The following is a 25,206-nucleotide window of genomic DNA, read 5'->3' as shown; positions in this document are numbered from 1 at the left end:
TGAAAAAGTCTAACAGGCAAAACGACCTGTTAGACTTTTATTAAAATAGCTTACCATCCAGTGGTATAACTACATTGATAGGAATATTTATAGGGCTTAAATTTGTAGAAAATCTTTTACTTTAACAATTGCCTCATCGTCGCCAATAAAGTAGATAACATTGCCAGTATTAAGTGTTGCATACGGTCCTGGTGATAAAATAAGATTTTCATTATTACGAATCGCTACAATTGTAGCATGTGTATTTTGCCAAAAATTAATTTCGCTTAAGTTTCTAGATAAATACGGACAGGAAGATGTAATTTCAAGCTGGAAAGGGACAAAAGGGTCGATGGAGCGGAAACGCTCTGTGCGATTTATCAATTCCTTCGCCGTTTGTTGCAATGCTACTAAATCATTAATTTGATTTTCAATGCTTTGCTGTAAAGCTGTTTGCAGCTCACGAACCGTTTGAACACCTTCAAGTCGCTGTATAAGCTTTACGGCATTTTCATAGGAGGTAATAACAACACCACTACCTTTTGTCGCTTCAACAATTTCTAAATCCTGTAACACTGCGATTGCGCGACGAGCTGTTTCGGCTGACACGCCATATTGTGATGCAAGCGATGAGCGTGCATAAATTTTTTCACCGATAATATATTTTTTTTCAACAATTTTTGCCGCAATATCCTCTGCGATTGTTTGATATCTTGGCTTTCTAATTTGTAATTTTTTTGTTTCCATCTAGCTTGCCTCTTTCATTATATGCTTGTATCTATAGTATATCATTGCGAACTAAAGCGCACGCATTTGCTGTATAAGTGAAAAAGGAAGAGGGTTTTTCGCGTTGCTCGAATATATGCTAACGATGCTATAATTAATAATAAATGAACTTCAAGTGAGGGGGGCTTGTCATGGAGCGATTACAGCAAATTAGCGAATGGTTAAAGGCATCTCAGCATACGGTCGTATTGACAGGGGCGGGGATGTCTACAGAGAGTGGGTTAGCAGATTTCCGCTCTAAAAGTGGCTGGTGGCAGCAGATTGACCCACGCACTGTCGCCACAACTGAGGCATTGGCACATAATTATGACCTTTTTCATCGATTTTATTCAGCGCGAATGAACGCGTTAGATGAAATTGCACCACATGAGGGACACTATATTTTAGCGGATTGGCAGAAGCGAGGACTCGTTCAGCATATTGCGACACAAAATGTTGACGGCTTACATACATTGGCAGGGGGCGCTAATGTAGATGAGTTGCACGGCTCTATTCGCTCGGTACGCTGTCAAAAGTGCGCGGCTATTGCTGAGAGTAGCCACTTTTTAGCAAAGGAGATTTGTTCATGTGGTGGTAAGCTACGACCGAATGTCGTACTATTTGGGGAAAGCTTACCGCAACGAGCATGGGATAATACATTATCTCATATGAAGGCAGCACAGCTTGTAATTGTTATCGGTACAAGCCTGGAAGTTTATCCGGTTAGCCAGCTACCACTGATGACAAATGGAAAAACAGTTTATATCAATTTAGAAATTGAGCATGGCCATTTCGATATGATGATTTCAGGCAAGGCTGGCGCAATGCTGAATGCCATTGATAAGCTCTTATAGCTTGCGCAAGTTGGATGTATTAACATAAAATGTAGAAAGAAAAGGAGCGATTAATGATGTTAAAAACAATTGTTTTTGAACAATTAAAAGTAGCAATGAGAGAAAAGGATGTAGTAGCGAAAGGCGTACTAACACTTGTTAAATCTGCGTTAGACCTTGCAGAGAAGGAAAAGGGAAACGAATTAACACAAGAAGAGGAAATTGCTATTGTTAACCGTGAAATAAAGCAAACGAATCAAGCTTTAGAAGGTGCAAAGTCAGCAGGTAGAGAAGACTTAATAGAGAAAGAGCAAACAAAGTTGGAAATTTTAAAACGTTTCTTGCCTAAGCAATTAACGGAAGAGGAAATCATTGCGGAGTTAACTGCGGCAGGGATTGTCAAAGGCATGAATATGGGGGAGGCAATGAAAATTGCTAAGCCACTTTTAGCAGGAAAAGCTGATGGTGCATTAATGTCGAAAGTTGTTAAAAGCTTAATATAATTTGAAGGCTGTTTAGAAAGCATGGCGAGTGCAGTGCTTTTTAAACAGCCGATTTTTTTCATTAATAGAAATCAGATTTTCAATATGAAAATTTGCTCAAAATATTTTTGAGTTCCTTGCTTAATGATTGTAGCTCATCCGCAGAGTGGGCAACGCTTTCGATTGCTCTATTTTGTTCATCAGCAGAAGCCGAAATTTCCTCTGTTGTGGCAGCAGTTTGTTCTGTAATGGCTGTCATGCTTTCGATAGCAGTAGCTGTATCATTTTGCAAGGATGAAATATTGCGCATGCCTTGTGATACTTCTGAAATAGAATGCTGTATCGTTTCAATCGCTTGATAAATTGTTTTAAAAGCGTGTTCTGTTTCGCTTGTTACTTGCTCCTGTTTGCTTGTAATCATTTGAGTTTGCTTTAAAGCATTGGAAGCATTTGTTGATTCCTTTAGCATAAGCTGAATCGTTTCGCGAATTTGTGTAGCTGCACTTGCGGATTCTTCAGCTAATTTTCTTACTTCATCTGCAACAACTGCAAAGCCTTTACCATGCTCACCAGCACGAGCCGCTTCAATACTAGCGTTTAATGCAAGTAGATTTGTTTGGTCTGCGATGCTAGAAATGACATCAATTACAGTATCAATACTCGTTACCTTTGTAAGCAATTCACTCATTACCTCATGCACTTCAGATAACACTTTTGTGGAAGCGTTTGCAGTTTCACGTAGCTGTGCTACTTGCTTCATTCCTTCTTCGCTAGCAGTCGTCGCTTCATGTGATTGCTCCAGCATGCTGCTAGTCACGTCGGAAACAAGTTCAACCTGATAGGAAACCTCTTGTACTTTTTCGTTTGTCGTTTCTGCATCAATAGCCCCCTGAGAAGCCCCCTTTGCCATATCATGAATCGCATTTGAAATATTTTCAATCGAAACGGTTGTTTCTTCAACGACGGCACTAACAACATTAGACGTTTCGACAACATCTTCTGCTGCACGGTCAACTGACAGTACGAGTGTACGTAAATATTCCTTCATTGTATTGACAGAATCGGCAAGCTTGCCTAATTCATCACGACGGTTAAACTGTACGGTCTCTTCCGAAAGATGACCCTTCGCAATTTCCTCTGTTTCGCGCATAATTGTTGAAATAACATGGACAATTTTTGAGATTAAATTCATACCAATGAAAATAATGACGCCCATTATAATGACTAAAGTAGCGATAATAATTAGATTGTTTTGCTTGTTCATAGCATTTAAGCTATCCATTGATTGCTGTGCGTTAATATTTATTAATTGCTCAATTTCATCCAAATTGCTACGTGCTGCTTCAAAAGTTACATCAATTTGCTCAATTGCTGCATATATACTGTTACGCGCGAAGCTATTCATTGATTGCATTTGCTGTATAGAAGGGGCAAGCTGACTTTGCCAAAGGGTGAAGCTTTCATGAAAATCATTAAAGCTCTGTTCCATTGTTTGTCCAGACTGCTCATGTATTAATGTAGTAAAAGCCTCTGTTTCCTGTAAAAGCTGGAATGCCGTTTGCACTCGACTTGATACTTGCTCAATATTTTCCTCATAGCTAGCATATTCGGTCTCATAATTTTGAGTGCTTGTACTTTCTAGCATGCGAATAATAGCTAAATGGGCTTGATATAAATCACGATCTGCCTCAATTAAGCTTGTTTCAGCAGTATACACTTTGTCATATAATAGTGTTTTTAATGCATTAAAGTTCTGTTGGTTTAAAAGCATGTTTAGAATGAGTATCGTAGTAAGAATGATGATAGGAATAAAAAATAATAAACCTATTTTGATACGAATTGACCAATGCTGCATAAAAGTTCGCTCCTTTAAGTTAGGCTTTATATTTTGATAGTAACATACTCATTCTATTTTTAGCGAAGTGTTTTTTTGATTGAGTAAATGTTTTTAAAGGTTGAGAAGAGCCTGTAGCTCAAGCGAAGAATTGTGTCCATATTTTTTTAGCTGTTTACTGGAAGTTAACCTAAAGCCGTCACGACAAATTGACCTGCGTCGCGCAGACCTCCCTTCAAAATTTATGACATCCGCGGGGAACATGATGTTGCTACTCTGTTGTTATCTTAGCATGTACTTGTTTTAGACTGAGTGCCTCTTTATCAAGGCTGAATCAACACTTATAGAGGTGGCGAGAAGTCATCTTGCTATCGGTACAAAAGGAATTTGCTCCTGCGGTTACTCGTCGCCGCAAAAATTGCTGAAAGAAGTTAAAATTAGGTGCACAAACGTTTTTCATTATGCTATACTGTTACTACTTGAATGAGAAAGGAAGATGGGTGGCCGATGTTAAACTAACCTGATTTTTTAATCATGATGAATAATTCAACATGAAAAAAACAGGATTAGTCTGCCCATTTTCAAATAAACATGCTGGAAACTAATGTTTTCACATAGGTGACAAGCTTATTAGCTTTACAATTATGTAAAGCAAGAGCAACCCTATGGATTTTGATGCAAGCCTGCTTTAAAATCTATAGAGCGATGTTGGCAGCATCAGCGATTGGCGACTAATCCTTCCAAAATTATGGGAGGATTTTTTTCGTATACATTCAGACTGATTTTGAAAAATCAGCTATAGTAATTTTAGGATTGCTGGAATCGCAACGAAATTGATTCTCCCTATATTAAAGGGGGAGTTTCTATTATGGAACTATTGAAAATACATGATGTAACGATTGAATTAGAGCAGGCTATTTTACTGCAAAATGTAAGCCTATCACTTATTGAAGGGGAAATTGTCGGCATCGTAGGAAAAAACGGTGCTGGTAAATCTACCCTGCTGCATTTATTAAATGGAGAGCTTCGGCAAAGTGCAGGTGTACTACAATGGCAACGCTCTGTTGAGCCTGTATATATCGTGCAGGAGCAAGAAACGTATGATGAACAGTATAGCGGGGAGGCGGAGCTATTAGCAAAATGGCACGTACCTTCTAATGAGTATGCAACATTAAGCGGTGGAGAGAAGCTGAAATTACGCTTAGCCTATGGTTTTTCGAAGGCAAAGGATGTGCTGCTATTAGATGAACCAACGAACCATTTAGATAAAGAAAGTATCGAGCTATTAATTGAGCAAATAAAGGCATATAAAGGGACGATTTTAGTCGCTTCACATGACCGTGCATTTTTAGATCAAGTGGCAACAACAATTTGGGCAATTGAAAATACTAAAATTACGACTTATAACGGCAACTATACGCATTATAAAAAAGTGAGAGCAGATGAACGAAAGGCGCAGCAGCATGCGTATGAGCAGCAACAAAAAAAGATTGAGCGCATTGAAGGGCAATTAACGAATTTAACCAATTGGTCAAATAAGGCACATGCTGCATCCACTAAGCAGGAAGGCTTTAAAGAATATCATCGAGTGAAAGCCAAGCGTACAGATGCCCAAATAAAATCGAAAAGAAAGCGTTTAGAGCAGGAGCTAAGGGTAGCGAAGGTGGAGCAGGTAGCTAAGCCATATGAGGTGCAATTTGAAATAAATGCAACAGCGAAGCGTGGTAAGCGATTTTTAGAGGTGACAGGAATCGAAAAATGTCTAGCGAACAAGCTACTATTTAGCAGTCAACATTTTACAGTTATGCATGGTGAAAAAGTAGCGTTAGTTGGCAGGAATGGTGCGGGCAAAACGACCTTTTTACAAATGATTATGGGCAAGGAGACTTATAGGGGCAAGCTTTGGTTATCACCAACTGCATCTATTGGCTATTTATCACAAAATGTTTTTGATTTACCTTTAGAGCAAACACCTGCACAAGTTTTCTATCGTGAAACATTTGAAGCAAGAAGTGAAGTCCAGCATTTAATGAAGCAGCTTGGCTTTACTGCGATGCACTGGCAAAATCCAATTGCCACAATGAGTATGGGGGAACGGGTCAAACTCAAGCTCATGCAATTTATTTTGCAAAATAAAGATGTTTTACTATTAGATGAGCCGACAAACCATTTAGATATTGAATCGCGAGAACAGCTAGAAGCAACATTGCAGCAATTTTCAGGAACCATTATTGCGGTCTCGCATGACCATTATTTCTTACAGCAAATTACGAGCGAGCAGCTAGTCATTCAAGATGGCGTGCTAAGTAAAAATACAATAAAACAAGAAATTCAACAAAATACGAGTGTCTCATTATTGGCACTTGAAACAGAGCGGCAGGCGATACTAGGAAAACTAAGTCTTGCTAAACCGAATTCTACGCAGTATATGGAGCTCGACAAGCGCTTCAACGAGTTAACAAAAGAAATAAATGCATTGAAAAAGAGCTAATATAGTCAATTATACCTTGGCTAACTTTAGCCTAGCTTCGACTTTGTACCGCCATAATATTAGTCACTCAGCCGTTGCTACAGAACGCGGTTTTCTAAGATTGAATCGCGAGGGCGTGTCTTAAAATAACTTTCTAGACACGCCCTTTTTTCTATTTCATTACAGCTTGTACTTTAAGAATATCGTTTTTTTGTGTAACATAGAGTGTTAGTTGAACCTATCAATTTTAGCAAGCACCAGCAACAAAGTATGTAAACGATTGAGAAGGAGTGTATTATGGAAAATTTCGATTTTATTGTTTTGATTAAGCACATTATTATTGGTTTAGTACAAGGATTTACGGAGCCAATTCCGGTTTCATCAAGCGGTCATGTTATGATTGCTAGTGAGCTACTTGGGATGGGGGAGCAAGGCTTTACATTTGCGATTTTAACAAATACTGCATCACTCATCGCCATTTGTTATATTTTTCGTGAAGATATTGCACGTCTTATCACGCATTCATTGCAGTATTTAAAAACGAAAGAGAAACGTTACCTATCAGATTTTAAATTTTCAATGTTTGTTATCGTCGGTACGATTCCAGCAGGCGTGCTTGGTGTGCTTTTAAGTGATGTTATCGCAGAAAATTCGAGCATGACGACGATTGCGATTACGCTTTTTATTACGGGGATCGCCCTTTGGTTAATCCGAAATTTACGTGGAACTAAGCGCGATGGTGATTTAAAATTAAAAGATGCCATTATTGTTGGATGTGGGCAGGCGGTTGCTTTAATGCCAGGAATAAGCCGTTCTGGGGCAACGATTATTTCCTCGTTAGCTGTAGGGATGAAGCAGGATACAGCTTTGCGTTTTTCATTTATGCTATATATTCCAATTAGCTTAGGCGGTGTTGTATTAGGCGTAAAGGATTTTATCGAACACCCTGCTGAACAAGCGCTTATTATTCCTTATGTTGCGACATTTATTGCAACAATGCTCATGACTTATTTTGCAATGCGATGGTTTATGGGCATTATGAAAAATGGAAAACTAGCTTACTTTTCATATTATTGCTTCATTGTCGGTGCATTGTTGTTAATTTTTTATTAAAGTATGAGCATACATAATTGTCTGCATATTTTTTTATTATTTCGAAACTTTAATGGAAGTTATTCGTAAATAAGGTAATACATAAGGAAGGAGGAGAATTTAGTTGTTTGGATTTTCACTCACAGCAGTTTATTTGACAGTATTAATTGTCATCGGGAGTTGTACATTGCTCTATTTGGTATTTGCTGATTTAGCGGATGGCGTAGCTGAAGGTATCCCTTATTTTGATCCAGCCGTGATTCTTACCTTTATTTCGGTAACGGCAGCGGGCGGTTATTTACTTGAGCGCTTTACATCTTTAGCGAGCATTGTTGCTTTCATCATCGCCTTAATTATTGCGGCTATTTTAACAGCGCTACTGTATTTTTTCCTTCTCGTGCCACTGCGCTCAGCGGAGGTATCGCTCGTTTATACAGACGCCTCATTGGAAGGGCAAACAGCGAAGGTTATCGTACCAATACCAATAGATGGCTTTGGTGAAATTGTTATCGAATCAGTTAATGGTATTATTTCAAAGCGAGCAGCAAGCTACCAAGGTGAAGAAATTCCTTATGACATGAAAGTATTGATTATCGAAGTAAAAGAAGGAACAGCTTTTGTGACATCTTATGACAAAGGTTTTACGAATGCATAGTTTAAAGGAGGAAAAACAATGATTGAAACTTTAGGTATTATTGGGGTTGTCGTAGTTATTATTCTTATATTTTTAGGAATTTATGTGGCAAAATATCGTACAGCAGGCCCAGACGAAGCATTAATTGTAACAGGGAGCTACTTAGGTTCAAAAAATGTCCACACTGATGAGACTGGAAACCGTATCAAAATTATTCGCGGGGGCGGTACATTCGTATTCCCGGTATTCCAACAAGCAGAGCCATTAAGCCTGTTATCAAGTAAATTAGATGTGACGACACCAGAAGTGTATACAGAGCAAGGTGTACCAGTTATGGCAGATGGTACAGCAATTATCAAAATTGGCGGTTCCATTTCTGAAATTGCTACAGCAGCAGAACAATTTTTAGGCAAGGAAAAGCATGAGCGTGAAATGGAAGCACGTGAAGTATTAGAAGGACATTTACGTTCGATTTTAGGCTCGATGACAGTAGAGGAAATCTATAAAAATCGTGATAAATTCTCACAGGAAGTACAACGTGTGGCATCACAGGACTTAGCGAAAATGGGTCTTGTTATCGTATCTTTTACAATTAAAGATGTACGTGACAAAAATGGTTACCTTGAATCACTGGGTAAACCACGTATTGCACAAGTAAAGCGCGATGCGGATATTGCAACAGCAGAGGCAGATAAAGAAACACGTATTAAACGTGCACAAGCGGATCAAGAGGCACAAAAGGCTGAGCTAGCACGTGCAACAGAAATCGCCGAAGCGGAAAAGGATAATCAATTAAAGGTTGCAGAATATCGCCGCGAGCAAGATATAGCACGAGCACGAGCAGACCAAGCGTATGAGTTAGAAACAGCTCGCGCGAAGCAGGAAGTTACAGAGCAGGAAATGCAAGTACAAATTATTGAGCGTCAAAAGCAAATTGAGCTTGAGGAACGTGAGATTTTACGTCGTGAGCGTCAATATGATTCGGAAGTGAAGAAAAAGGCGGATGCTGAGCGCTATGCGATTGAGCAGCAAGCAGCAGCAGAGAAAATGAAGCAGCTAACGCAGGCAGATGCGGAGAAATATCGTATTGAAGCACAAGCTCAAGCGGAAGCAGAGCGTATTCGTCTTGACGGTTTAGCAAAGGCAGATGCGGAGCGTGCACAAGGTACGGCTGAAGCTGAAATTATTCGCCTGCGCGGTTTAGCCGAAGCTGAAGCGAAGCAAAAAATCGCCGAAGCATTTGAGCAGTATGGTCAAGCGGCTGTGTTAGATATGATTGTACGCATGATGCCAGAATATGCGAAGCAAGTGGCAAGTCCATTAGCGAATATCGACAAAATTACAGTTGTTGATACTGGCGGTGGAGAAGGCGGAGGAGCAAATAAAGTTACTTCGTACGCAACAAATTTAATGGGTTCCTTGCAGGAAACATTAAAAGCTTCATCAGGCATTGATGTTAAAGAATTAATTGAAGCATATGTGGGCAAAAGCGCTGTCAAACAATACGCACAGCAAATGCCTGTAGCAGTGCCAACATCGGTACAACAAAAAGAAGAAAAATCTGAAACAGTAGTAACAGAAGAGTAAAAAATAAAGGGCTGTTGGAAAAGTATATACCTTTTCGAACAGCCCTTTGTATCTATATTAAATATTTTTGCGTTAGCCAAAATAAATTGTCACACGACTTCTTTCTATTTGTGTAAATAAAAACGGCTTAAGCCGTTATCATTAGCTAGGAAAAATAATAGAAACTTTTCGCAATGTATTATTTTTCTCAAGGCTTAAAAAGTCAAGAAGAATGAATAAAAGCTATTAATTAGTCTTATTAATTGTAGTTTTACTGTACTTCCTGCGCGTTATCTAGTGCTTCTTGAGGAATTGTAATCGTTGTATTATTAAAATCTTCGTATTTTGTTGTTGATTTCTGGTCAATCTTCGCTGTTATGCCTTCCACTTCCATTGTAATAATCATATCCATCTTCATTTCTTTCATATCATACGTCTTTTTATCAATCGTTAATTGATAAGTAGTGTCATCAAAAGATAGATTTTCTAATTGTTCAACAGGCGCATCAGGCATTGTCATTGCTACTTGCTCTTCGATTAATTGTTTAAATTTATCGCCGCTAGCATTTAGCGTTAAAATATATTCATTATTCGTTTGCTCAAATGTAAAGTCATCAGCATATTTTTCTAACAATTTTAGTTGCTCAGAAACATCTGCTTGTACCCCTGCTTGATTTAGTAATTCCTCTAATGAAGCTTCTTGCTGCAGCTTTAACCATGTTTCTGATGCGCTGTCGTAAGCATAAAAACCATCATTGGCAGTCATATACATTTTGAGTGGCATATCGAATTTTTCACCATTTGTTTGTTCTGTCATGGAAATTGAACCATCAACAAAAAATTGCATAGGTTCTTTTACTGCACCCATTTTTAAATTAGCTGTTGTATCGGCTTTTGAGCCATCTCCAATATCCATTACTTGTGTCATTGTAATTGTTGCATTAAAGCTTTGAATTTCACTTTGTCTCTCAACACTCTTTGTAAATACTTCTTCTAGTGATAAATCGCTTTTTTCAGTCGTATTTTCTTTCGGTGTCGCCGTTGTGCTACAGCCGGCAGCAATAACTGCTACACCGGTTAATGCTAACAACATTTTTTTCTGCATTTGTATTACAGCTCCTTTATACTTGAATACTATTTATACTGTTTTTTCTAGTAAAAGTTTCAAGAAAGCCGTTTTTTGATAGAAAAGTCCTGTTATTTACAAATAAAATAGCACACATCCTACCATACAAGCACAGCCTGCGATAACGAAAAGATGCCAAATTGCATGATTGTAAGGGAGTCGATGCCAAGCGTAGAAAATAGCGCCGAATGTAAAGAACAGTCCACCTGCTAGCAGCAATAAAAAGCCTTCCAATTGTAAAAATGCATAAACCGGCTTTATCACAAAAATGATGAGCCAGCCCATTGCGATATACAGGCCTAAAGAAAATGTCTCGAAGCGATGAATAAATAAACATTTAAAAACGACCCCAAATATCGCAATACCCCAAATAATACATAATAATGTAATGCTTAAAACGCCATCTAAAATAACGACTAAAAACGGTGTGTACGTTCCAGCGATTAAAATATAGATAGCTGAATGGTCAAGAATTGCAAAAAGGCGTTTAAAGCGTAAAGGCATGCTATGTAGTAGTGTAGAGTTTAAAAATAATATGATAAGCGATGCCCCAAAAATACTGTATGAGACGACTTCGACAACGCCGCCTGTAGCAATAGCTTGTAAAATAAGAACGACACAAACAGGGATGCTGATAAATAAGCCAATACCATGTGTAATTGCATTCCATAGCTCTTCATTTTTTGATTTGTAATCGAAAACGATGTTTTGCATTGAAATCACTCCTTGTTAAATACTATAGTAAAATAGATATTTTTTAGACAGACATATTTGTCATTAGTTGTAACTACAATATGTCATATGGAAAAAAGACAATTATCAATGAATAGTGATTACATTTGTCACCTTTACAGTAGTAATTCAAGTTACTTATAATAGGAAAGAAGAATATAAAGGATGTGTCATTAGTGGGACGAATTCATATTGTAACTGATTCAACGTGTGATTTAACGAAAGAGGAAATTACGAAACATGGCATACATGTTGTGCCATTAACAATTTCAATTGGACAAAATACATATGTAGATGGGATAGATATAGAACCTATCACATTTATGGATATAATGAAACGTTCATCTGAGCTCCCAAAAAGTTCACAGCCTGCACCTGGAAAATTTAAAGAGCTATACGACGAGCTTGGAAAAGATGGCGACCAAGTTTTATCAATTCATATGACAGGTGGTATGAGTGGCACAGTTCAATCTGCTCGACAAGCTGCTGAAATGACGACTTCAGATGTGACAGTTGTGGATTCACGCTTTATTGCATTTGGTCTAGCATTCCAAATCCGTGAAGCGATTCGCTTACGCGATGAAGGCGCTTCAATGGAGGATATTGTAGCGCGCTTAGATGTAGTGCGTGAGAATACGAACTTATATGTTGTTGTTGATACGCTAGAAAACTTAATTAAAGGTGGCCGTATCGGTAAAGGCAAGGGGATGATTGGTTCATTATTAAATATTAAGCCAATCGCTAGCTTAGAGGGCGGAGAATATACACCTGTATCAAAAGCACGTAGTCATAAACAAGTCGTCAATTATTTATTTAAACAGTTCCAAGAAGATACTGCTGGTAAAACAGTTAAAGGTGTAGGTCTCTCACATGCAGGTGGGTTACAGACGATGGGACAGCCGTTGTTGGATTTAATTAAATCCACAGGCTTTGATAATGCAGAAATTGCATTTACTTCACCAATTATTAGTACACATACAGGTCCAGGAGCAATTGGCTTTATTTATTTTGCGGAATAGGACTAGAAGTGGCGTCCAAAATGCCGTGCAGAAGCCGACATTTTGGACGCTTTCGTTGGTGTTTTGATAAAATGTTTGCTTATGACAATAGAGAGAGCTTTTTTTAGAATTGACAGAAGTACTGACTTTAGTGGTGTTTCTTCTAAGTAAAAAAGAGGAGAAAATCATTCTTTCAATACAATGTCAACATAAAATGACCTTACCGGATGTTTCCATTTAGTATGTACAGTGAAAGTTTAATTTCTGCTACTTAGAAGAAAATCCATTAAACTGGCTGTTTATCCTATATTCAATGAATCCTTTTGCTATTTTCTTCGAGTGGATTTTTGGAAGAAACACCACTGACAGCATCGAATATGACGTCTGCGCACGGCATGTTGGATGCCCTCCCGTGTTTGTTTTCGTCATATCCTTTATAATGAATTATACATAAGTTAAAAATAGTAGTTTTAATATTTAAAGATTGGTAGGGAAGAGGAACGAATGAGGCTGTTTGTTAGTGTGTTATGTTGTTGCTTATTACTAGCTGCTTGCTCAGTGACGGTGGATGAGTCCGATATAACGCAGGAAGAGTATGAGAAATCGCTTGGTACGTCGAATGTGCCATTACCAATAGATGATGCCCTTTATATTGAACAAATGAAAAGGGAAAGCATTGTAGATAAGCTCAGTGAAATTTTTCAATTAGACTGGCTGAGCCGAAAGGAAATAGATGCAAAGGATATAGAGTATATTGCACTAGGAGACTCTTTAACGGACGGCGTAGGCGATGAATATAAACGTCAAGGATTTACTGAACGTTTGATTGAAAGGCTTGAGAAATGGCCTGCAATTGCATCTGTAACATTAGATAATCGAGGGAAAAGAGGGCGTCGCAGTGAGCAGCTGTTGGCACTTCTTGAAAAAGGGCATTATGATAAGGAATTAGCAACCGCTAATTTGGTTACGATAACAATGGGTGGTAATGATGTCATGAAAGTAGTCAAGACGGATATCTTTTCTTTAAAGAAAGAGATGTTTGATGAGGAAAAGGTAAATTTTAAAAATAATTACGAGCAAATTATTAAAAGAATTCGTGCTAAAAATACAGAAGCCCCCCTCATTTTAATTGGTTTTTATAACCCTTTCTCGATTGTCGTAGATGAAATCACTCCATTTGAAGAAATTATTGTAGAATGGAATAATGAAATTATTCAGTTAGCAGAAGAGGATGGGAACGCGTGCTTTGTCCCTGTAATAGACCTGTTTCATACGAATGAGGATTTAGTGTACCATACAGATTTTTTCCATCCTAATTCTAGAGGTTATGAGCGAATGACAGAGCGCATTGTATCTGCAATGACGGCATGTGGTATTGAAGAAATGACGGATGGCTTGATTGGATTTGAGGAGTGATACAATAGATGAATAAATGGAAAGTCGCCTTTTTTTTACTCGCAGGAGCGGTTATTTTTTCAATTGTTTTTATCGTTTATTTGGCGACTTCGAAAGTAGAAGGAAAAGCAATTCCAGAACAGCAACAAATAACTGGGCATGTGCTAACGGTTCAAACAACGGCAAAAGAATTTGAAGCAATCGCTAAAAAATATATGGGAAAAGGGCCGTTAGAGAAATCACCGGTACCTGTAGAAATAGAAGTAAACGAGCAAGTACAGTTATTTAGTGAGTTAATTGTCTTCGGTATTACAGTTCCTATTTCGATGGATTTTGAGCCTATTGTCAGCGATGGTAACATACGTCTAAAGCAAACAGAGGTAAATGTAGGAAAATTAAATATTCCACCATCGACTGTGCTAAAGCTCATGAAAGATGCGATTGAATTTCCGAGCTGGATGATTGTTAGACCGAATGAGGAGGAAATTTACGTTGATTTATCGCGAATCAATATTGCTTCTGGCTCGAGAGTTCGTGCTAAAGAAATTGATTTGAAAAATGATAAAATATTATTAGAAATCATAATTCCAGCAGAAGAGGTGAAATAAATGTTAGAATATGCAACGTTTGCAGGTGGCTGCTTTTGGTGTATGGTAAAACCATTTGATGAAGTAGAAGGAATCGAATCCGTAGTTTCAGGTTACACAGGTGGACATGTGGAAAACCCGACATATGAGCAGGTTTGCTCTGAAACGACAGGGCATTTAGAAGCGGTTCAAATTTCCTTCAATCCAGCGTTATTTTCCTATGAAGAGCTTGTGGAGCTATATTGGACGCTTATAGACCCAACTGATGCAGGGGGACAATTTTATGACCGAGGGGAATCGTACACAACTGCGATTTTTTATCATAGTGAGGAGCAGCGTGAAATAGCTGAGCGCTCTAAGGCCGCCTTGCAAGCCTCTAGCAAGTTTGCTGCGCCCATTGCAGTGAAAATTTTACCCGCAAAGCCTTTTTATGCAGCAGAGGCATACCACCAGCATTATTATCAGAAAAATCCTGCGCATTATGAGCGCTATGCAGTAGGCTCAGGGCGCGTCGCATTTAGAGAAAAACATTGGGGTGATGGACATGATAAATAAAGAGCAGCGATTGAAGGAATTAAATGAAATGCAATATTATGTAACGCAACAGCAGGGGACAGAGCCACCTTATCGCAATGAATATGACCAGCATTTTGAACAGGGGATTTACGTTGATATCGTTTCGGGTGAGCCGCTATTTTCTTCGCTTGATAAGTTCGATGCAGGCTGCGGTTGGCCAAGCTTTGCAAAACCGTTAGAGGAACAGGAAGTGACAGAGCATTTTGATACATCGCATGGCATGCGACGTGTAGAAGTTCGGAGTAAAACAGCGGATTCCCATTTAGGACATGTTTTCCCAGATGGACCGAAGGATTTAGGAGGCATGCGCTATTGTATAAATTCGGCGGCATTGCGTTTTATCCCAATGGCGGAGCTGGAGGAGCAGGGCTACGGTAAATATAAAGCTTTGTTTGAGTAGTGACAGTAGACGGTAAAAACGTCCGAAAAGCAGTGCTTTTCGGACGTTTTTTATACTTTGAACTCTCCAACAACATTGCGTAAATCGTCTGCCTGCTTCGCTAATTCAGAAGCGGCTGCGTTAATTTCCTCCATTGATGCAGAGCCTTGCATTGCTGCAGAAGCGCTCGTTTCTGTGCTGAAAGCTGTGTGCTCTGCAATCGCATTTACTTCAACAAAGGAAGTATTCACTGCGTTGCTATAGTCTAATGTCACATTTATTTTCTCTACCATACGAGCAATAATTTCTGTTGTTCGTTCTGTTTGTTTTAAAATTTTATCAAGAGAATCATTCGTTTCATTTGCAACTTCTACGCCTTTAATAACAGATTGCACACCATCATGATTTTGCGCAATAATTGATTTTACTTCTGTTTGGATGGAAGAAATGATACCGGTTACTTCAAGTGCCGCTTTTTGCGATTGTTCCGCTAGTTTACGCACTTCATCTGCTACGACAGCGAAGCCTTTCCCGTGCTCACCAGCTCGTGCAGCTTCGATGGCTGCGTTTAGTGCAAGCAGGTTTGTTTGCTCTGCAATACCTGTAATCGTACTAATAATAGAAGTAATTTCTCCAGATTTTTTTCCAAGTGCTTCAACAGTCATTGTTGTATTCGCCATTGTTTCTTCAATGTCCATCATCACTGTTGAAGAATGGTTAACAGATTTGCTACCGTTATTTGCTACAATACGCATTTCCTCAGAGGCTTGATGAACCTCTGTTGCACCTTCATTTAAGTCACGCATCGATTGCTCAAGCAATTGCATATCTTGGGCAGCTTGTCCCATTCGTTTAATAATTGTATTGCTATCATTTGCAATATCCTGCGTAGAATGCGCAATGGAATCAATCATTCTTGCGTTTTCATCTGCTGCTGCCATTAATTCCTGAGAGCTTGCAGAAACATTTTCTGCTAAGCCAGAAACGCGCTTTACAAGTGTAGAAATTGAATGGATTAATGTGTTTGTTGAGTCAGCAATTTGCGCAAATTCATCATTTGTTTTAACACGTACACGTCGTGTTAAATCGCCACCAGTACTCGCAATATCTAAAATAGATGTATTGATAGAGTGCGTGTTACGTCGAATTGATTTAAACAATATGTAGCCAGATATAATCGTTAAAATCATTGCGATAATTGATAGCGTAAAGAATGATATTTTAGTGGCGCTTGCATATTGCTCAAGCTCTTTAATCAATTCTTCATTTTTACTTTCTAATAAATCGATTAAATTGACCGAATAATCGTCAATATATGCTTTTAATGATTGCCCACCCCCATTGTGCATTAGCTTTTGGGCATTTTCAAAGCCATACTTAGTGCGTGTATCAATCATATTTTGAGAATGTGTTAAATAAACGCTATAAAGCTGTTTGATTGAAGCTAGAATATTAGAAGCTTCTTCAAAATCCTCCAAAATTACTTGTAGCTCAGCAATATTCGTATTAATATTTTCTTTAACCATCTCGTAATGTTGTAAAGTTTCTTCTTTTCCTGTAATGAGAAATGTCTGCTCATGACTGGAAAGCTTCGCAATATCGCTTGCTAAATTATTTATTGAAATTTGCTGTTGCAAATTTTCATCAGCAAAATCTCGCAAGCTTGTTTGTAATTTAGTAATATTAGTATACGATAGCACTTCCATGGCGAGAATAATCGCTAATAATAAAGAGAAAACAAGTAATATTCGTCCGCGAATAAGCTGATAAAATCTAGCCTTTTTCTTTTTCTCTACGGGTGCTTTTGGCTGCTTTTCTTTTTTTCGTTTTGCGAAAAGCTTTATTGGTGCAGCCCTTTTCAATTTATTCCTTTTTAATAGCAAATTTGTCACCATCTTTCTATAGGATAAATTATTCATCACTTTAATAAGTTTACCTATATATTAATGCTTTGTGAAGTAGATTTTTGTGAAAAGGAGAGAAATTTTTGAAAAAGTCTTTTTATTCTTACATTTTAACATACCGCGATGGACTAGCAAATGATGCTAAGTCTCAGTTTGCGGAGGCATGTTTTCGTGATACTAGTTTTCCTAAAATGTCGACATCTTTTGAGGAATTATCACAGTATATCGAGATGCAAGGAGATGATATTCTAACTGCGGCAACCTTCGATGAGCTTTGGTCTTTATATTTGGAGATATATGGTGAATAAAAAAACAAAAGCAAGACGTCTAACCTTGCGGAAAAAGCGTAAAACAAGTATGATGTGAAATGACTAATAATGAAACGAGGGACAAAATTATGAGTATTCATATTAATGCAAAACAAGGTGAAATTGCTGACATCGTATTACTTCCCGGGGACCCTTTACGTGCGAAGTATATTGCTGAAACTTTTTTAGAGGATGTTACATGCTACAACGAAGTACGAAATATGTTTGGCTATACAGGTACTTATAAAGGAAAGCGTGTATCTGTTCAAGGGACAGGCATGGGTGTACCATCTATTTCGATTTATATTAATGAGCTAATGGAAGAGTATGGCGTACAAAAATTAATTCGTGTAGGTACTTGCGGTGCGATTCAAAAGGATGTAAAGGTGCGTGACGTTATTTTAGCGCAAGCAGCATCGACAGACTCTAAAATGAATGAAATTATTTTCAATGGCATCGATTATGCCCCAACGGCTAATTTTGATTTATTATTAAAAGCTTACAATGCTGGTCAAGCAGCAGGCTTAAACCTTCAAGTAGGGAATATTATGACAGCAGATATGTTCTATTCAGAGGAAAATCAAAATGAAAAATTAGCGCGTTACGGTGTATTAGCAGTTGAAATGGAAACAGCTGCACTTTACACATTGGCTGCCAAATATGGTCGCCAAGCACTATCTATTTTAACAGTATCAGACCACATCTTAACAGGTGAAGCAACTTCTTCAGAAGAACGCCAAACAACTTTCAATGACATGATGAAAGTAGCACTTGAGGCTGCGATTCAGGAATAGTTGATATAGCGGCGTTTAAAGTAAACCAAAAAGAGGCGAGTGACCAACTGTAGAAGGTTCTTAAACAGGTCACTTGCCTTTTTAAAGTAATAAAGGGGGAATGATGCTATTTTTTTGCGTTTTTAGGTTTATACTTTATGCCGATATTAGGTATTGTTTTTTGTTTAAATCTAGTGAGCATTATAAAAAAGACTAAACAAGATGATAGGACAGCTGTAAATACTTTTTGGTTAACCATTTCTTTTACATTAATAATTTGGATTATTGCTGTCCTTACTATGATAAGATAAAGTGCATAGCTAGCATTTTGGAAGCTGACGGTAGTGCTTCTGCAATGGGCTCATTTGTTAAAATAACAAGAGAGAGCGCTCCAGTCGTGTGATACAAACGCTATTTTAGTGGTATGTTATATTTTTCCTGTAGTAGTACATAACCGTTTACTTTAATAAGACAATTCAAAGTCATAAATCCACCCAGTTTTACTGTCACCTTTGATATAGAACCATCGTCTTCAACGATGTTCCCCTGTAGCTTAACGAATGGAACGATTTGTTTGAACATGCTGTCGCGCTTTTTGCAATCCACAATGATATTGTTGATGGCGAGTGTTTCTTCTGTTATTGCATTAACAACGCGTATTGTGTGACCATTATAGTCAATTTGCCAAACTTTAAAAGTATCCTTCGCCAAATCTTCCTGAACGATTTCCAATTCCTTCTTCATTTCTTCACGAAAATTTTTGAACAAAATAAAACCTCCATATTGATTTCCTTAAAGTGCTATTAAAACTATATAATGGGCTTATATTTGGGACAAGTGAGAATCATAAATGTTAAGAAAAAATTGCTATAATTGTGAAACTAAATAAAAAAATGAACGTCTAATCTTTTCGAAGTGTGTATAAACTGTTAAGATAAGAATAGTGTGCCGTACATAGTGGAAAATGAGAGTGGTGAAAGTAATGGATGAACAACAACGAACTGAGGAACAGGTTCAGCAACAACCTATAAAGCCTGCAGGTAAATACATAAGCATAAAACCTTTTAAATTTATTATGCTGATGTTCCTAACGATTTTAGTAACAGCTGGTTTAACGATTTTCGCTTTAACATTTGGGGAGCAAAAGGTAGTAGAAGTAAAAGTCCCTGTGGAGCGTACAGAATTTAAGCAACTTTATGATGCTTTTGATGAACTGAAAAAAAATTACTATGTAGAAATAGATGATGAAAAAGTAATTCATGGTGCAATTAATGGAATGTTTGATGCGCTTGAGGACCCATATTCGGATTATATGAACCGAGAGGAAGCAGCACACTTTAATGAGAGCCTATCGTCTAGCTTCCAGGGTATTGGCGCGGAAATCCAAGAGCGAGATGGCTATATAATGGTCGTGTCACCAATTAAAAATTCACCAGCAGAGAAAGCAGGTATTTTACCAAAGGATTTAATTTTGTCTGTTGATGGTGAGAGCTTGAAAGGTTTAAGTGCCTCAGAGGCAGTTTTACGTATTCGAGGTGAAAAAGGTACATCTGTTACATTAATGATTCAACGTGGTGATGGAGAAGAGCCTATTGAAATGAAGATTGTGCGTGATGATATTCCGATTGAAACTGTGCATGGTGAAATGGGAGAGGATAAAATCGCCCATATTTCAATATCATCATTTAGTGAGCAAACAGCGAAAGAGGTAGCTCAAAATTTAGCTGCATTTGAGAAGCAAGGAATGAAGGGGCTTGTGCTTGATGTACGGCAAAACCCAGGTGGCTATTTAACGGCTGCATTAGAAATTTCAAACTTCTTTGTAGAAGAGGGCAAGCCAATTCTACTTATTCAAAGTCGTACAGGAGAACCTGAAGCAATGGTTGCAGAAGGTGGGAAAAAATATGATATTCCTGTCACAGTGCTAATAGATGAGGGCAGTGCATCTGCCTCTGAGATTTTAGCAGGCGCATTACAAGAGTCTGCAGGAGCAAAAATCGTCGGTAAACCATCGTTTGGTAAAGGAACAGTGCAAACAGTAACCGATTTACCAGACGGCGCAAACTTGAAATTTACAACTAGTAAATGGCTAACACCAAATGGTAATTGGATTAATGAAAAAGGAATTGTACCGGATATTGATGTAGATACAGCAACTTACGCGTCATTACCTTATATTGATCCGAAGCAAGAGTTAAAGTTAGAAACGAATTCAAAGCTTGTCAATGCAGCCGAGCAAATGCTTGAAGTGTTAGGCTACGAGGTAGGAAATGTCGACAATCTGTTTGATGAAGAAACTGAAGAAGCAGTAAAGCAATTCCAAGTAGCGAATAATCTAGAGGATACAGGTGTTTTATCTGGAGAAACAACATATGCATTAATGGATGCATTACGCGAGAAACTTCGTACGGATGACCCGCAATTATTGGAAGCGAAAAAGCTTCTAATTGGTGAGGAGCCAGAGACAGAAGCAAGTGATGAATAAGAAAGAGCGTGTCTGAAAAGTCATTTTGAGACACGCTCTTTGTAAATAACGGGCTGTTAGGAAGGATAAAACCTTTTCTGACAGCCCCTTTCTAGAGGTGAGAAATAATGAAAGATGTCTATTTATTAAGTGGATTTTTAGGAAGCGGTAAAACATCGCTATTAATAGATGTGATTCGACAGTTTAAGGAGCAGGGCTTGAAGCCAGCAGTGATTATGAACGAGCTTGGCAAACTGCCTTTCGATTCACAGGCGGTGGAGAAAGATGTTCCATTAAAGGAAATGCTAGAGGGCTGCATTTGCTGTACAGGGGCCGAAAAGACGGAGGCACAAATTCAATCATTATTATTTGATCAGCAATTCGATGTATTGTTAATTGAAACGACAGGAGCAGCTCATCCTGTGGAGGCATTAGATGCAGTGTTTTCTCCTTTATTCGCGGAGCAATTGAATATTAAAGGAATTGTAACTGTAGCAGATAGCAAGCTATGGCTAAATCGTTCCACATTATCACCACAGGCACGCTCTCTATTTATGGAACAAATTCGTCATGCACATATACTACTTGCCAATAAAATTGATTTATTGTCGGAAGAAGAACAAGCGCAAGTAGTTTACGAGTTACAAAGCTTTAATGCGCATGCCGCGCTATTACAAACAACAAATGGTCGAGTACCAATTCAATTTTTACAGCAAATGCAGTCGATGATTCAGCCATCTAAAGATGAGGTTACACCAGCAAAAATCAGCAAAAGCTTTAATTTGGGCTCACGTTTAGTGCAGTTTACGACAAGCTTTAGCGAGGAGGAGTTTGAGGTGTGGGTACGCTCATTGCCTGAAACCGTTTATCGCATGAAAGGCTATGTGCCAATTGCCGGTGCACGTAACCCGATGCTATTCCAATATGCATATGGGATGGTGCAATGGCTACCTGAATACGTAAAAATGGAGCCGAAGCTCGTTATTATTGGAGAAAATATTAACGAGATATCAATAATCGGTAATTAAAAATCTACTAATTTTAAAAAGTGTCAACAGCTTTTAAAGTGTAACTGTTTCATAGAATGGCAAATCGTACCTGATAAACGGAAGAACAAACATTGATTTTTCAATAATTTTTGCTCTCTATGGTTTCATTGGTAAAGTTTGGTCAAAAATGGCGTAAATTTTTCTTGTATGCTTACTAGCGTAAAGGAGGAATTGCAAAATGAAAAAAACATTAACAGCCGTTTTTGCCACTTTTTTATTAGCAGCACCAATCCAAATGGCGTCTGCTTCAGCAAATGTTTCTGATGGGCAGCAAGTACAAGTAAAGCAAGTAACAAATTGTAAAGTAATATATAAATGGTCAGATCATAAATGGCAAATAGTTATGCCATTGAAGGACAAGCAAACAGGGAATAAGTGGTCGAACACTGTGCCAACAGCACCGACTACAGAAAAACCATCAAATTCAAACGAGGCTACAGAAAAACCGACAACACCGTCTACAGAAAAGCCAGCAGATTCTAATACGGTGACAGAAAAACCAACTGTACCGTCAACACCGGTTACGGAGAAACCATCTAATACAAATCCAACTACGGAGAAACCATCTACATCGACAAGCCAAACAGTCAGTGCTTTTGAGCAAGAGGTTGTAAAATTAACGAATGTAGAACGTGTAAACGCTGGTTTAAAACCATTTGAAATGGATGAAAAGCTTATGGCAGCAGCACGTGAAAAATCACAGGATATGCAAAGCAATAAATACTTTTCACATACAAGCCCAACACTTGGTTCACCATTTGAGCGTATGAAAGCACTAGGTATTACGTATAAAAGTGCAGGGGAGAATATTGCACAAGGTCAGCGTACACCACAAGAGGTCGTTCAAGCATGGATGGATTCACCAGGGCACCGTGCGAATATTTTAAATGCTCAATTTACACATATCGGCGTCGGTTATGTTGAAAATGGTAACTATTGGACACAACAATTTATTCAAAAATAAAGCGAAGCTTAAATTAGTAGGAATTTTAGCCGGCACTTGTTCAACGCCGATTAGCTAATGTTCGCAAATTAGAAATAACTTTAAATTAACGCAATATGTTTTACATTATAAGGCCGCCTAGAAGATAATTTATTCTAGGCGGTCTTATTGTTTCAGTTAGGGGGCATAGCCATTTGAACAAATCTAAAAATCACAGATTTTCTTTAAATTTGATGGCTATAGAGGCTCTTGTTTTACTTTTGTTGACCGTATTTACTCCTTGAATTTCCTATATCATCTATATCTTTTCCTCTGCATATAGTACAATAAGGTGTTGTAAATCATTGTACTGGATGAAAAGTGAAGTTAAAGCCTCTGGCAGATGGCAGGAATTCAGTGAGGAGCTCTTAAAAAGTCTAAAAGTGTCATATCGTGTAATAATGACTGATTGACCTATAACGCATGTCTAAAGCTGAATTCAGAATAGAGCTAGCCAAGGTATAATTGATTCAATATAAGTTTGAAAGAATAGGGGAATTGATGTGAAACAACAAACAATTATTTTAACAGGTGGAGGGACCGCGGGGCATGTGTCGCTTAATGAAGCAATTATTCCTTCGTTAATGAAAGAGGGATATGAAGTTCATTATATTGGTTCTTACGACGGTATAGAAAAAGAGTTAATTGGCAGTAATTTCCCTGAAATAAAGTATCATAGCATTTCAAGTGGGAAATTGCGTCGCTATTTTTCCGTCAAAAACTTTACAGACCCATTTCGTGTTTTATATGGTATCACGCAAGCCTTTTCGATTATTCGAAAAGTAAAACCTACTGTTATTTTTTCAAAAGGAGGCTTTGTTTCTGTTCCGGTCGTAATGGCAGCGAAATTAGCAAACATTCCTGTCGTTGTACATGAATCTGATGTAACACCAGGTTTAGCAAATAAGCTAGCTTTACCGTTTGCCTCACATGTTTTTACTGTATTTAAAGAAACGATGCAGCATTTACCAAGCGATAAAGCTACATGCACAGGTTCAATTATTAGACAGCAATTGTTTGAAGGGTCTAGAGAAAAAGGGTTAGAGCTCTGTCAATTCGAGCAAACAGCGAAAAAAGTATTGCTCGTTATGGGAGGAAGCTTAGGCTCAGTTGTTTTGAATGATGCATTGCGCATGAATTTATCCAATCTACTAGAGCGCTATCATATTATACATTTATGTGGTAAGGGAAATATTGATGTATCATTAACATCTCTAAAAGGCTATAAGCAATTCGAATATGTGACAACGGAGTTGCCTAATTTATTGCATGCAGCAGACTATGTTGTTTCTCGTGCAGGTTCAAACTCTATTTTTGAATTTCTAGCACTACAAAAGCCGATGTTACTTATTCCGTTATCCGCAAGTAAAAGTCGTGGTGACCAAATATTAAATGCAAATTTATTTAAAAAACAAAAATTTGCCCATGTGTTGGAGGAAGAGGCTTTAACGAAGCAATCATTTATCGATGCACTAAACTATGTAGTCGAGCATGAAAGTGAAATGATTGATGCGATGGCTGATGCTGAGCGACCTAAAACACCAGATGAAATGGTTGTGCTGATTACACAGTATGAAAAATAATGCAAAGGCTGTAGAGACGCAGGCACAAGCCTGCTTTTTCTACAGCCATTTGCTTATCCTAATTGTATGAGATTATTACACACTGTTGGGGAAATATAAATTAAAAAAGCTGACAAGTTTTGCAAACTATGTCAGCCTTATATTCACATTGCTTGCTCTTCAGAATCAATTTGTGCATGGGCAGTTGTTAAATAAAATAAATCTTTTGGAATTTTAAATAAATCGAATTGAGCTTCACCGCGATTAATTTGCTCAAAAAGTGCAGGGTGTGATTCCTCTGCACAGGCTACATATGGTAGCTTAAGTGCCGCCGCCTTTGAACGGCTGTTTTCTTTCCGAATACGTAAAAAAACTGTATGGAAATCATATTGGAAAAAAAGCTCTTGTAAAAAAAATAATTTGGCTTTTTGATTGTAGCCCATTCCTTGAAATGGCTGCCCAATCCAAGTGCCTAGGAAGCCCGCACCGTCTTGAATATCATAAACGCTAATTGTTCCGATTGGCTGCCCCCAATCATCTACTATTGTTCGGGAAATCGTAATACCATTCTGTTCTTCCTCGATAAGCTGCTTTGTCATAAACAAATATTCCTCAGCCGATGCTGCTTTTTGGCGGACATAAGGAAAAACAGACGGATGGCTTAATAGTTGATAGAGTTCAGTTGCTTCATGTACATCACGGGGTTTCAACATGCG

Annotated in this window: 24 protein-coding genes; 17 read left to right on the top strand and 7 right to left on the bottom strand. The window is 38.1% G+C overall.

What is annotated here, in order from left to right:
• Nucleotides 1-96 precede the first annotated feature (96 nt).
• On the bottom strand, nt 97-726 hold the full coding sequence (locus C9J36_RS08355; RefSeq protein ID WP_066162857.1) for a GntR family transcriptional regulator: 630 nt from the start codon (nt 724-726) through the stop codon (nt 97-99).
• 170 nt (nt 727-896) lie between these two features.
• Here C9J36_RS08355 and C9J36_RS08350 point away from each other — a divergent pair, with 170 nt between their 5' ends.
• Nucleotides 897-1,598, top strand: coding sequence for an SIR2 family NAD-dependent protein deacylase (locus C9J36_RS08350; protein ID WP_107942799.1), 702 nt, complete (start codon nt 897-899; stop codon nt 1,596-1,598).
• A gap of 56 nt (nt 1,599-1,654) precedes the next feature.
• Nucleotides 1,655-2,080: a GatB/YqeY domain-containing protein gene (locus C9J36_RS08345; protein ID WP_107942798.1), complete on the top strand. Its 426-nt coding sequence runs from the start codon at nt 1,655-1,657 to the stop codon at nt 2,078-2,080.
• 79 nt (nt 2,081-2,159) lie between these two features.
• On the opposite strand, the gene C9J36_RS08340 is transcribed toward C9J36_RS08345, so the two are convergent.
• A complete protein-coding gene (locus C9J36_RS08340; protein ID WP_066162868.1) occupies nt 2,160-3,914 on the bottom strand; it encodes a methyl-accepting chemotaxis protein in 1,755 nt (584 codons plus the stop codon).
• 844 nt (nt 3,915-4,758) lie between these two features.
• Here C9J36_RS08340 and abc-f point away from each other — a divergent pair.
• From abc-f to floT, 4 genes are all read left to right on the top strand, one after another.
• The gene (gene abc-f, locus C9J36_RS08335; RefSeq protein WP_107942797.1) at nt 4,759-6,384 is read left to right on the top strand and encodes a ribosomal protection-like ABC-F family protein; all 1,626 of its coding nucleotides are present in this window, start codon (nt 4,759-4,761) and stop codon (nt 6,382-6,384) included.
• Between the two features lie 276 nt (nt 6,385-6,660).
• Complete coding sequence (locus C9J36_RS08330) at nt 6,661-7,476, top strand: undecaprenyl-diphosphate phosphatase (protein WP_066162872.1); 816 nt, start codon at nt 6,661-6,663, stop codon at nt 7,474-7,476.
• Nucleotides 7,477-7,579: 103 nt separating this feature from the next.
• Complete coding sequence (locus tag C9J36_RS08325; RefSeq protein ID WP_066162877.1) at nt 7,580-8,110, top strand: NfeD family membrane protein; 531 nt, start codon at nt 7,580-7,582, stop codon at nt 8,108-8,110.
• 18 nt (nt 8,111-8,128) lie between these two features.
• Nucleotides 8,129-9,676, top strand: coding sequence for a flotillin lipid rafts scaffold protein FloT (floT, locus tag C9J36_RS08320; RefSeq protein WP_107942796.1), 1,548 nt, complete (start codon nt 8,129-8,131; stop codon nt 9,674-9,676).
• Nucleotides 9,677-9,926: 250 nt separating this feature from the next.
• Here floT and C9J36_RS08315 read toward each other — a convergent pair whose 3' ends face one another.
• Nucleotides 9,927-10,760, bottom strand: coding sequence for a DUF6612 family protein (locus tag C9J36_RS08315; protein ID WP_107942795.1), 834 nt, complete (start codon nt 10,758-10,760; stop codon nt 9,927-9,929).
• A gap of 96 nt (nt 10,761-10,856) precedes the next feature.
• The gene (gene trhA / locus C9J36_RS08310) at nt 10,857-11,495 is read right to left on the bottom strand and encodes a PAQR family membrane homeostasis protein TrhA (RefSeq protein ID WP_201261900.1); all 639 of its coding nucleotides are present in this window, start codon (nt 11,493-11,495) and stop codon (nt 10,857-10,859) included.
• A 194-nt stretch (nt 11,496-11,689) separates the two neighbouring features.
• Between trhA and C9J36_RS08305 the strand changes: the two genes are divergently transcribed.
• The 5 genes from C9J36_RS08305 to msrB all read left to right on the top strand — a co-directional run bounded on the left by C9J36_RS08305 (nt 11,690) and on the right by msrB (nt 15,469).
• Nucleotides 11,690-12,532: a DegV family protein gene (locus C9J36_RS08305; protein ID WP_107942794.1), complete on the top strand. Its 843-nt coding sequence runs from the start codon at nt 11,690-11,692 to the stop codon at nt 12,530-12,532.
• Between the two features lie 483 nt (nt 12,533-13,015).
• Nucleotides 13,016-13,927, top strand: a complete 912-nt coding sequence (locus tag C9J36_RS08300) for a GDSL-type esterase/lipase family protein (protein WP_107942793.1) — start codon at nt 13,016-13,018, stop codon at nt 13,925-13,927.
• 8 nt (nt 13,928-13,935) lie between these two features.
• The gene (locus C9J36_RS08295) at nt 13,936-14,514 is read left to right on the top strand and encodes a YpmS family protein (RefSeq protein ID WP_107942792.1); all 579 of its coding nucleotides are present in this window, start codon (nt 13,936-13,938) and stop codon (nt 14,512-14,514) included.
• Complete coding sequence (gene msrA / locus C9J36_RS08290; protein ID WP_107942791.1) at nt 14,515-15,048, top strand: peptide-methionine (S)-S-oxide reductase MsrA; 534 nt, start codon at nt 14,515-14,517, stop codon at nt 15,046-15,048. It abuts the gene before it with no gap.
• Nucleotides 15,038-15,469, top strand: a complete 432-nt coding sequence (msrB, locus tag C9J36_RS08285) for a peptide-methionine (R)-S-oxide reductase MsrB (protein ID WP_201261899.1) — start codon at nt 15,038-15,040, stop codon at nt 15,467-15,469. Before msrA ends, msrB begins: the two co-directional genes overlap by 11 nt.
• Before the next feature lie 50 nt (nt 15,470-15,519).
• Here the strand turns inward: msrB and C9J36_RS08280 are convergent, their stop codons facing one another.
• Nucleotides 15,520-17,310, bottom strand: a complete 1,791-nt coding sequence (locus C9J36_RS08280; protein ID WP_066164395.1) for a methyl-accepting chemotaxis protein — start codon at nt 17,308-17,310, stop codon at nt 15,520-15,522.
• A gap of 125 nt (nt 17,311-17,435) precedes the next feature.
• On the opposite strand from C9J36_RS08280, the gene C9J36_RS08275 reads away from it, so the two are divergent.
• Together C9J36_RS08275 and deoD are read left to right on the top strand one after the other, a co-directional pair.
• Entirely contained in the window at nt 17,436-17,660 is a 225-nt protein-coding gene (locus C9J36_RS08275; protein ID WP_107942790.1) for a YozE family protein, read from the top strand.
• Between the two features lie 89 nt (nt 17,661-17,749).
• Complete coding sequence (gene deoD, locus C9J36_RS08270; protein ID WP_066162902.1) at nt 17,750-18,454, top strand: purine-nucleoside phosphorylase; 705 nt, start codon at nt 17,750-17,752, stop codon at nt 18,452-18,454.
• 390 nt (nt 18,455-18,844) lie between these two features.
• Here the strand turns inward: deoD and C9J36_RS08265 are convergent, their stop codons facing one another.
• On the bottom strand, nt 18,845-19,201 hold the full coding sequence (locus tag C9J36_RS08265; protein ID WP_107942789.1) for a hypothetical protein: 357 nt from the start codon (nt 19,199-19,201) through the stop codon (nt 18,845-18,847).
• 214 nt (nt 19,202-19,415) lie between these two features.
• On the opposite strand from C9J36_RS08265, the gene C9J36_RS08260 reads away from it, so the two are divergent.
• The 4 genes from C9J36_RS08260 to murG all read left to right on the top strand — a co-directional run bounded on the left by C9J36_RS08260 (nt 19,416) and on the right by murG (nt 24,511).
• Nucleotides 19,416-20,918 carry a lmo1851 family serine protease gene (locus tag C9J36_RS08260; RefSeq protein WP_066162910.1) on the top strand — a complete coding sequence of 501 codons (1,503 nt, stop codon included), beginning with the start codon at nt 19,416-19,418 and terminating at the stop codon, nt 20,916-20,918.
• A gap of 107 nt (nt 20,919-21,025) precedes the next feature.
• Nucleotides 21,026-21,925, top strand: coding sequence for a CobW family GTP-binding protein (locus C9J36_RS08255; protein ID WP_107942788.1), 900 nt, complete (start codon nt 21,026-21,028; stop codon nt 21,923-21,925).
• A 199-nt stretch (nt 21,926-22,124) separates the two neighbouring features.
• On the top strand, nt 22,125-22,910 hold the full coding sequence (locus tag C9J36_RS08250; protein WP_107942787.1) for a CAP domain-containing protein: 786 nt from the start codon (nt 22,125-22,127) through the stop codon (nt 22,908-22,910).
• 521 nt (nt 22,911-23,431) lie between these two features.
• On the top strand, nt 23,432-24,511 hold the full coding sequence (gene murG, locus C9J36_RS08245; RefSeq protein WP_107942786.1) for an undecaprenyldiphospho-muramoylpentapeptide beta-N-acetylglucosaminyltransferase: 1,080 nt from the start codon (nt 23,432-23,434) through the stop codon (nt 24,509-24,511).
• Between the two features lie 143 nt (nt 24,512-24,654).
• Here the strand turns inward: murG and C9J36_RS08240 are convergent, their stop codons facing one another.
• On the bottom strand, nt 24,655-25,203 hold the full coding sequence (locus C9J36_RS08240; protein WP_107942785.1) for a GNAT family N-acetyltransferase: 549 nt from the start codon (nt 25,201-25,203) through the stop codon (nt 24,655-24,657).
• Nucleotides 25,204-25,206 lie beyond the last annotated feature (3 nt).

This window comes from Metasolibacillus fluoroglycofenilyticus (assembly GCF_003049645.1).
Lineage (GTDB): Bacteria > Bacillota > Bacilli > Bacillales_A > Planococcaceae > Metasolibacillus > Metasolibacillus fluoroglycofenilyticus.
The sequence above is the reverse complement of the archived record's forward strand: the minus strand, read 5'-3'. Positions and strand labels throughout refer to the sequence as shown.

What these genes read in the sequence shown, in the direction of transcription:
- C9J36_RS08355 (WP_066162857.1), bottom strand. Translation starts at nt 726, where the DNA reads ATGGAAACAAAAAAATTACAAATTAGAAAGCCAAGATATCAAACAATC.
- C9J36_RS08350 (WP_107942799.1), top strand. Translation starts at nt 897, where the DNA reads ATGGAGCGATTACAGCAAATTAGCGAATGGTTAAAGGCATCTCAGCAT.
- C9J36_RS08345 (WP_107942798.1), top strand. Translation starts at nt 1,655, where the DNA reads ATGTTAAAAACAATTGTTTTTGAACAATTAAAAGTAGCAATGAGAGAA.
- C9J36_RS08340 (WP_066162868.1), bottom strand. Translation starts at nt 3,914, where the DNA reads ATGCAGCATTGGTCAATTCGTATCAAAATAGGTTTATTATTTTTTATT.
- C9J36_RS08330 (WP_066162872.1), top strand. Translation starts at nt 6,661, where the DNA reads ATGGAAAATTTCGATTTTATTGTTTTGATTAAGCACATTATTATTGGT.
- floT (WP_107942796.1), top strand. Translation starts at nt 8,129, where the DNA reads ATGATTGAAACTTTAGGTATTATTGGGGTTGTCGTAGTTATTATTCTT.
- C9J36_RS08315 (WP_107942795.1), bottom strand. Translation starts at nt 10,760, where the DNA reads ATGCAGAAAAAAATGTTGTTAGCATTAACCGGTGTAGCAGTTATTGCT.
- trhA (WP_201261900.1), bottom strand. Translation starts at nt 11,495, where the DNA reads ATGCAAAACATCGTTTTCGATTACAAATCAAAAAATGAAGAGCTATGG.
- C9J36_RS08300 (WP_107942793.1), top strand. Translation starts at nt 13,016, where the DNA reads ATGAGGCTGTTTGTTAGTGTGTTATGTTGTTGCTTATTACTAGCTGCT.
- C9J36_RS08295 (WP_107942792.1), top strand. Translation starts at nt 13,936, where the DNA reads ATGAATAAATGGAAAGTCGCCTTTTTTTTACTCGCAGGAGCGGTTATT.
- msrA (WP_107942791.1), top strand. Translation starts at nt 14,515, where the DNA reads ATGTTAGAATATGCAACGTTTGCAGGTGGCTGCTTTTGGTGTATGGTA.
- msrB (WP_201261899.1), top strand. Translation starts at nt 15,038, where the DNA reads ATGATAAATAAAGAGCAGCGATTGAAGGAATTAAATGAAATGCAATAT.
- deoD (WP_066162902.1), top strand. Translation starts at nt 17,750, where the DNA reads ATGAGTATTCATATTAATGCAAAACAAGGTGAAATTGCTGACATCGTA.
- C9J36_RS08260 (WP_066162910.1), top strand. Translation starts at nt 19,416, where the DNA reads ATGGATGAACAACAACGAACTGAGGAACAGGTTCAGCAACAACCTATA.
- C9J36_RS08255 (WP_107942788.1), top strand. Translation starts at nt 21,026, where the DNA reads ATGAAAGATGTCTATTTATTAAGTGGATTTTTAGGAAGCGGTAAAACA.
- C9J36_RS08250 (WP_107942787.1), top strand. Translation starts at nt 22,125, where the DNA reads ATGAAAAAAACATTAACAGCCGTTTTTGCCACTTTTTTATTAGCAGCA.
- C9J36_RS08240 (WP_107942785.1), bottom strand. Translation starts at nt 25,203, where the DNA reads ATGTTGAAACCCCGTGATGTACATGAAGCAACTGAACTCTATCAACTA.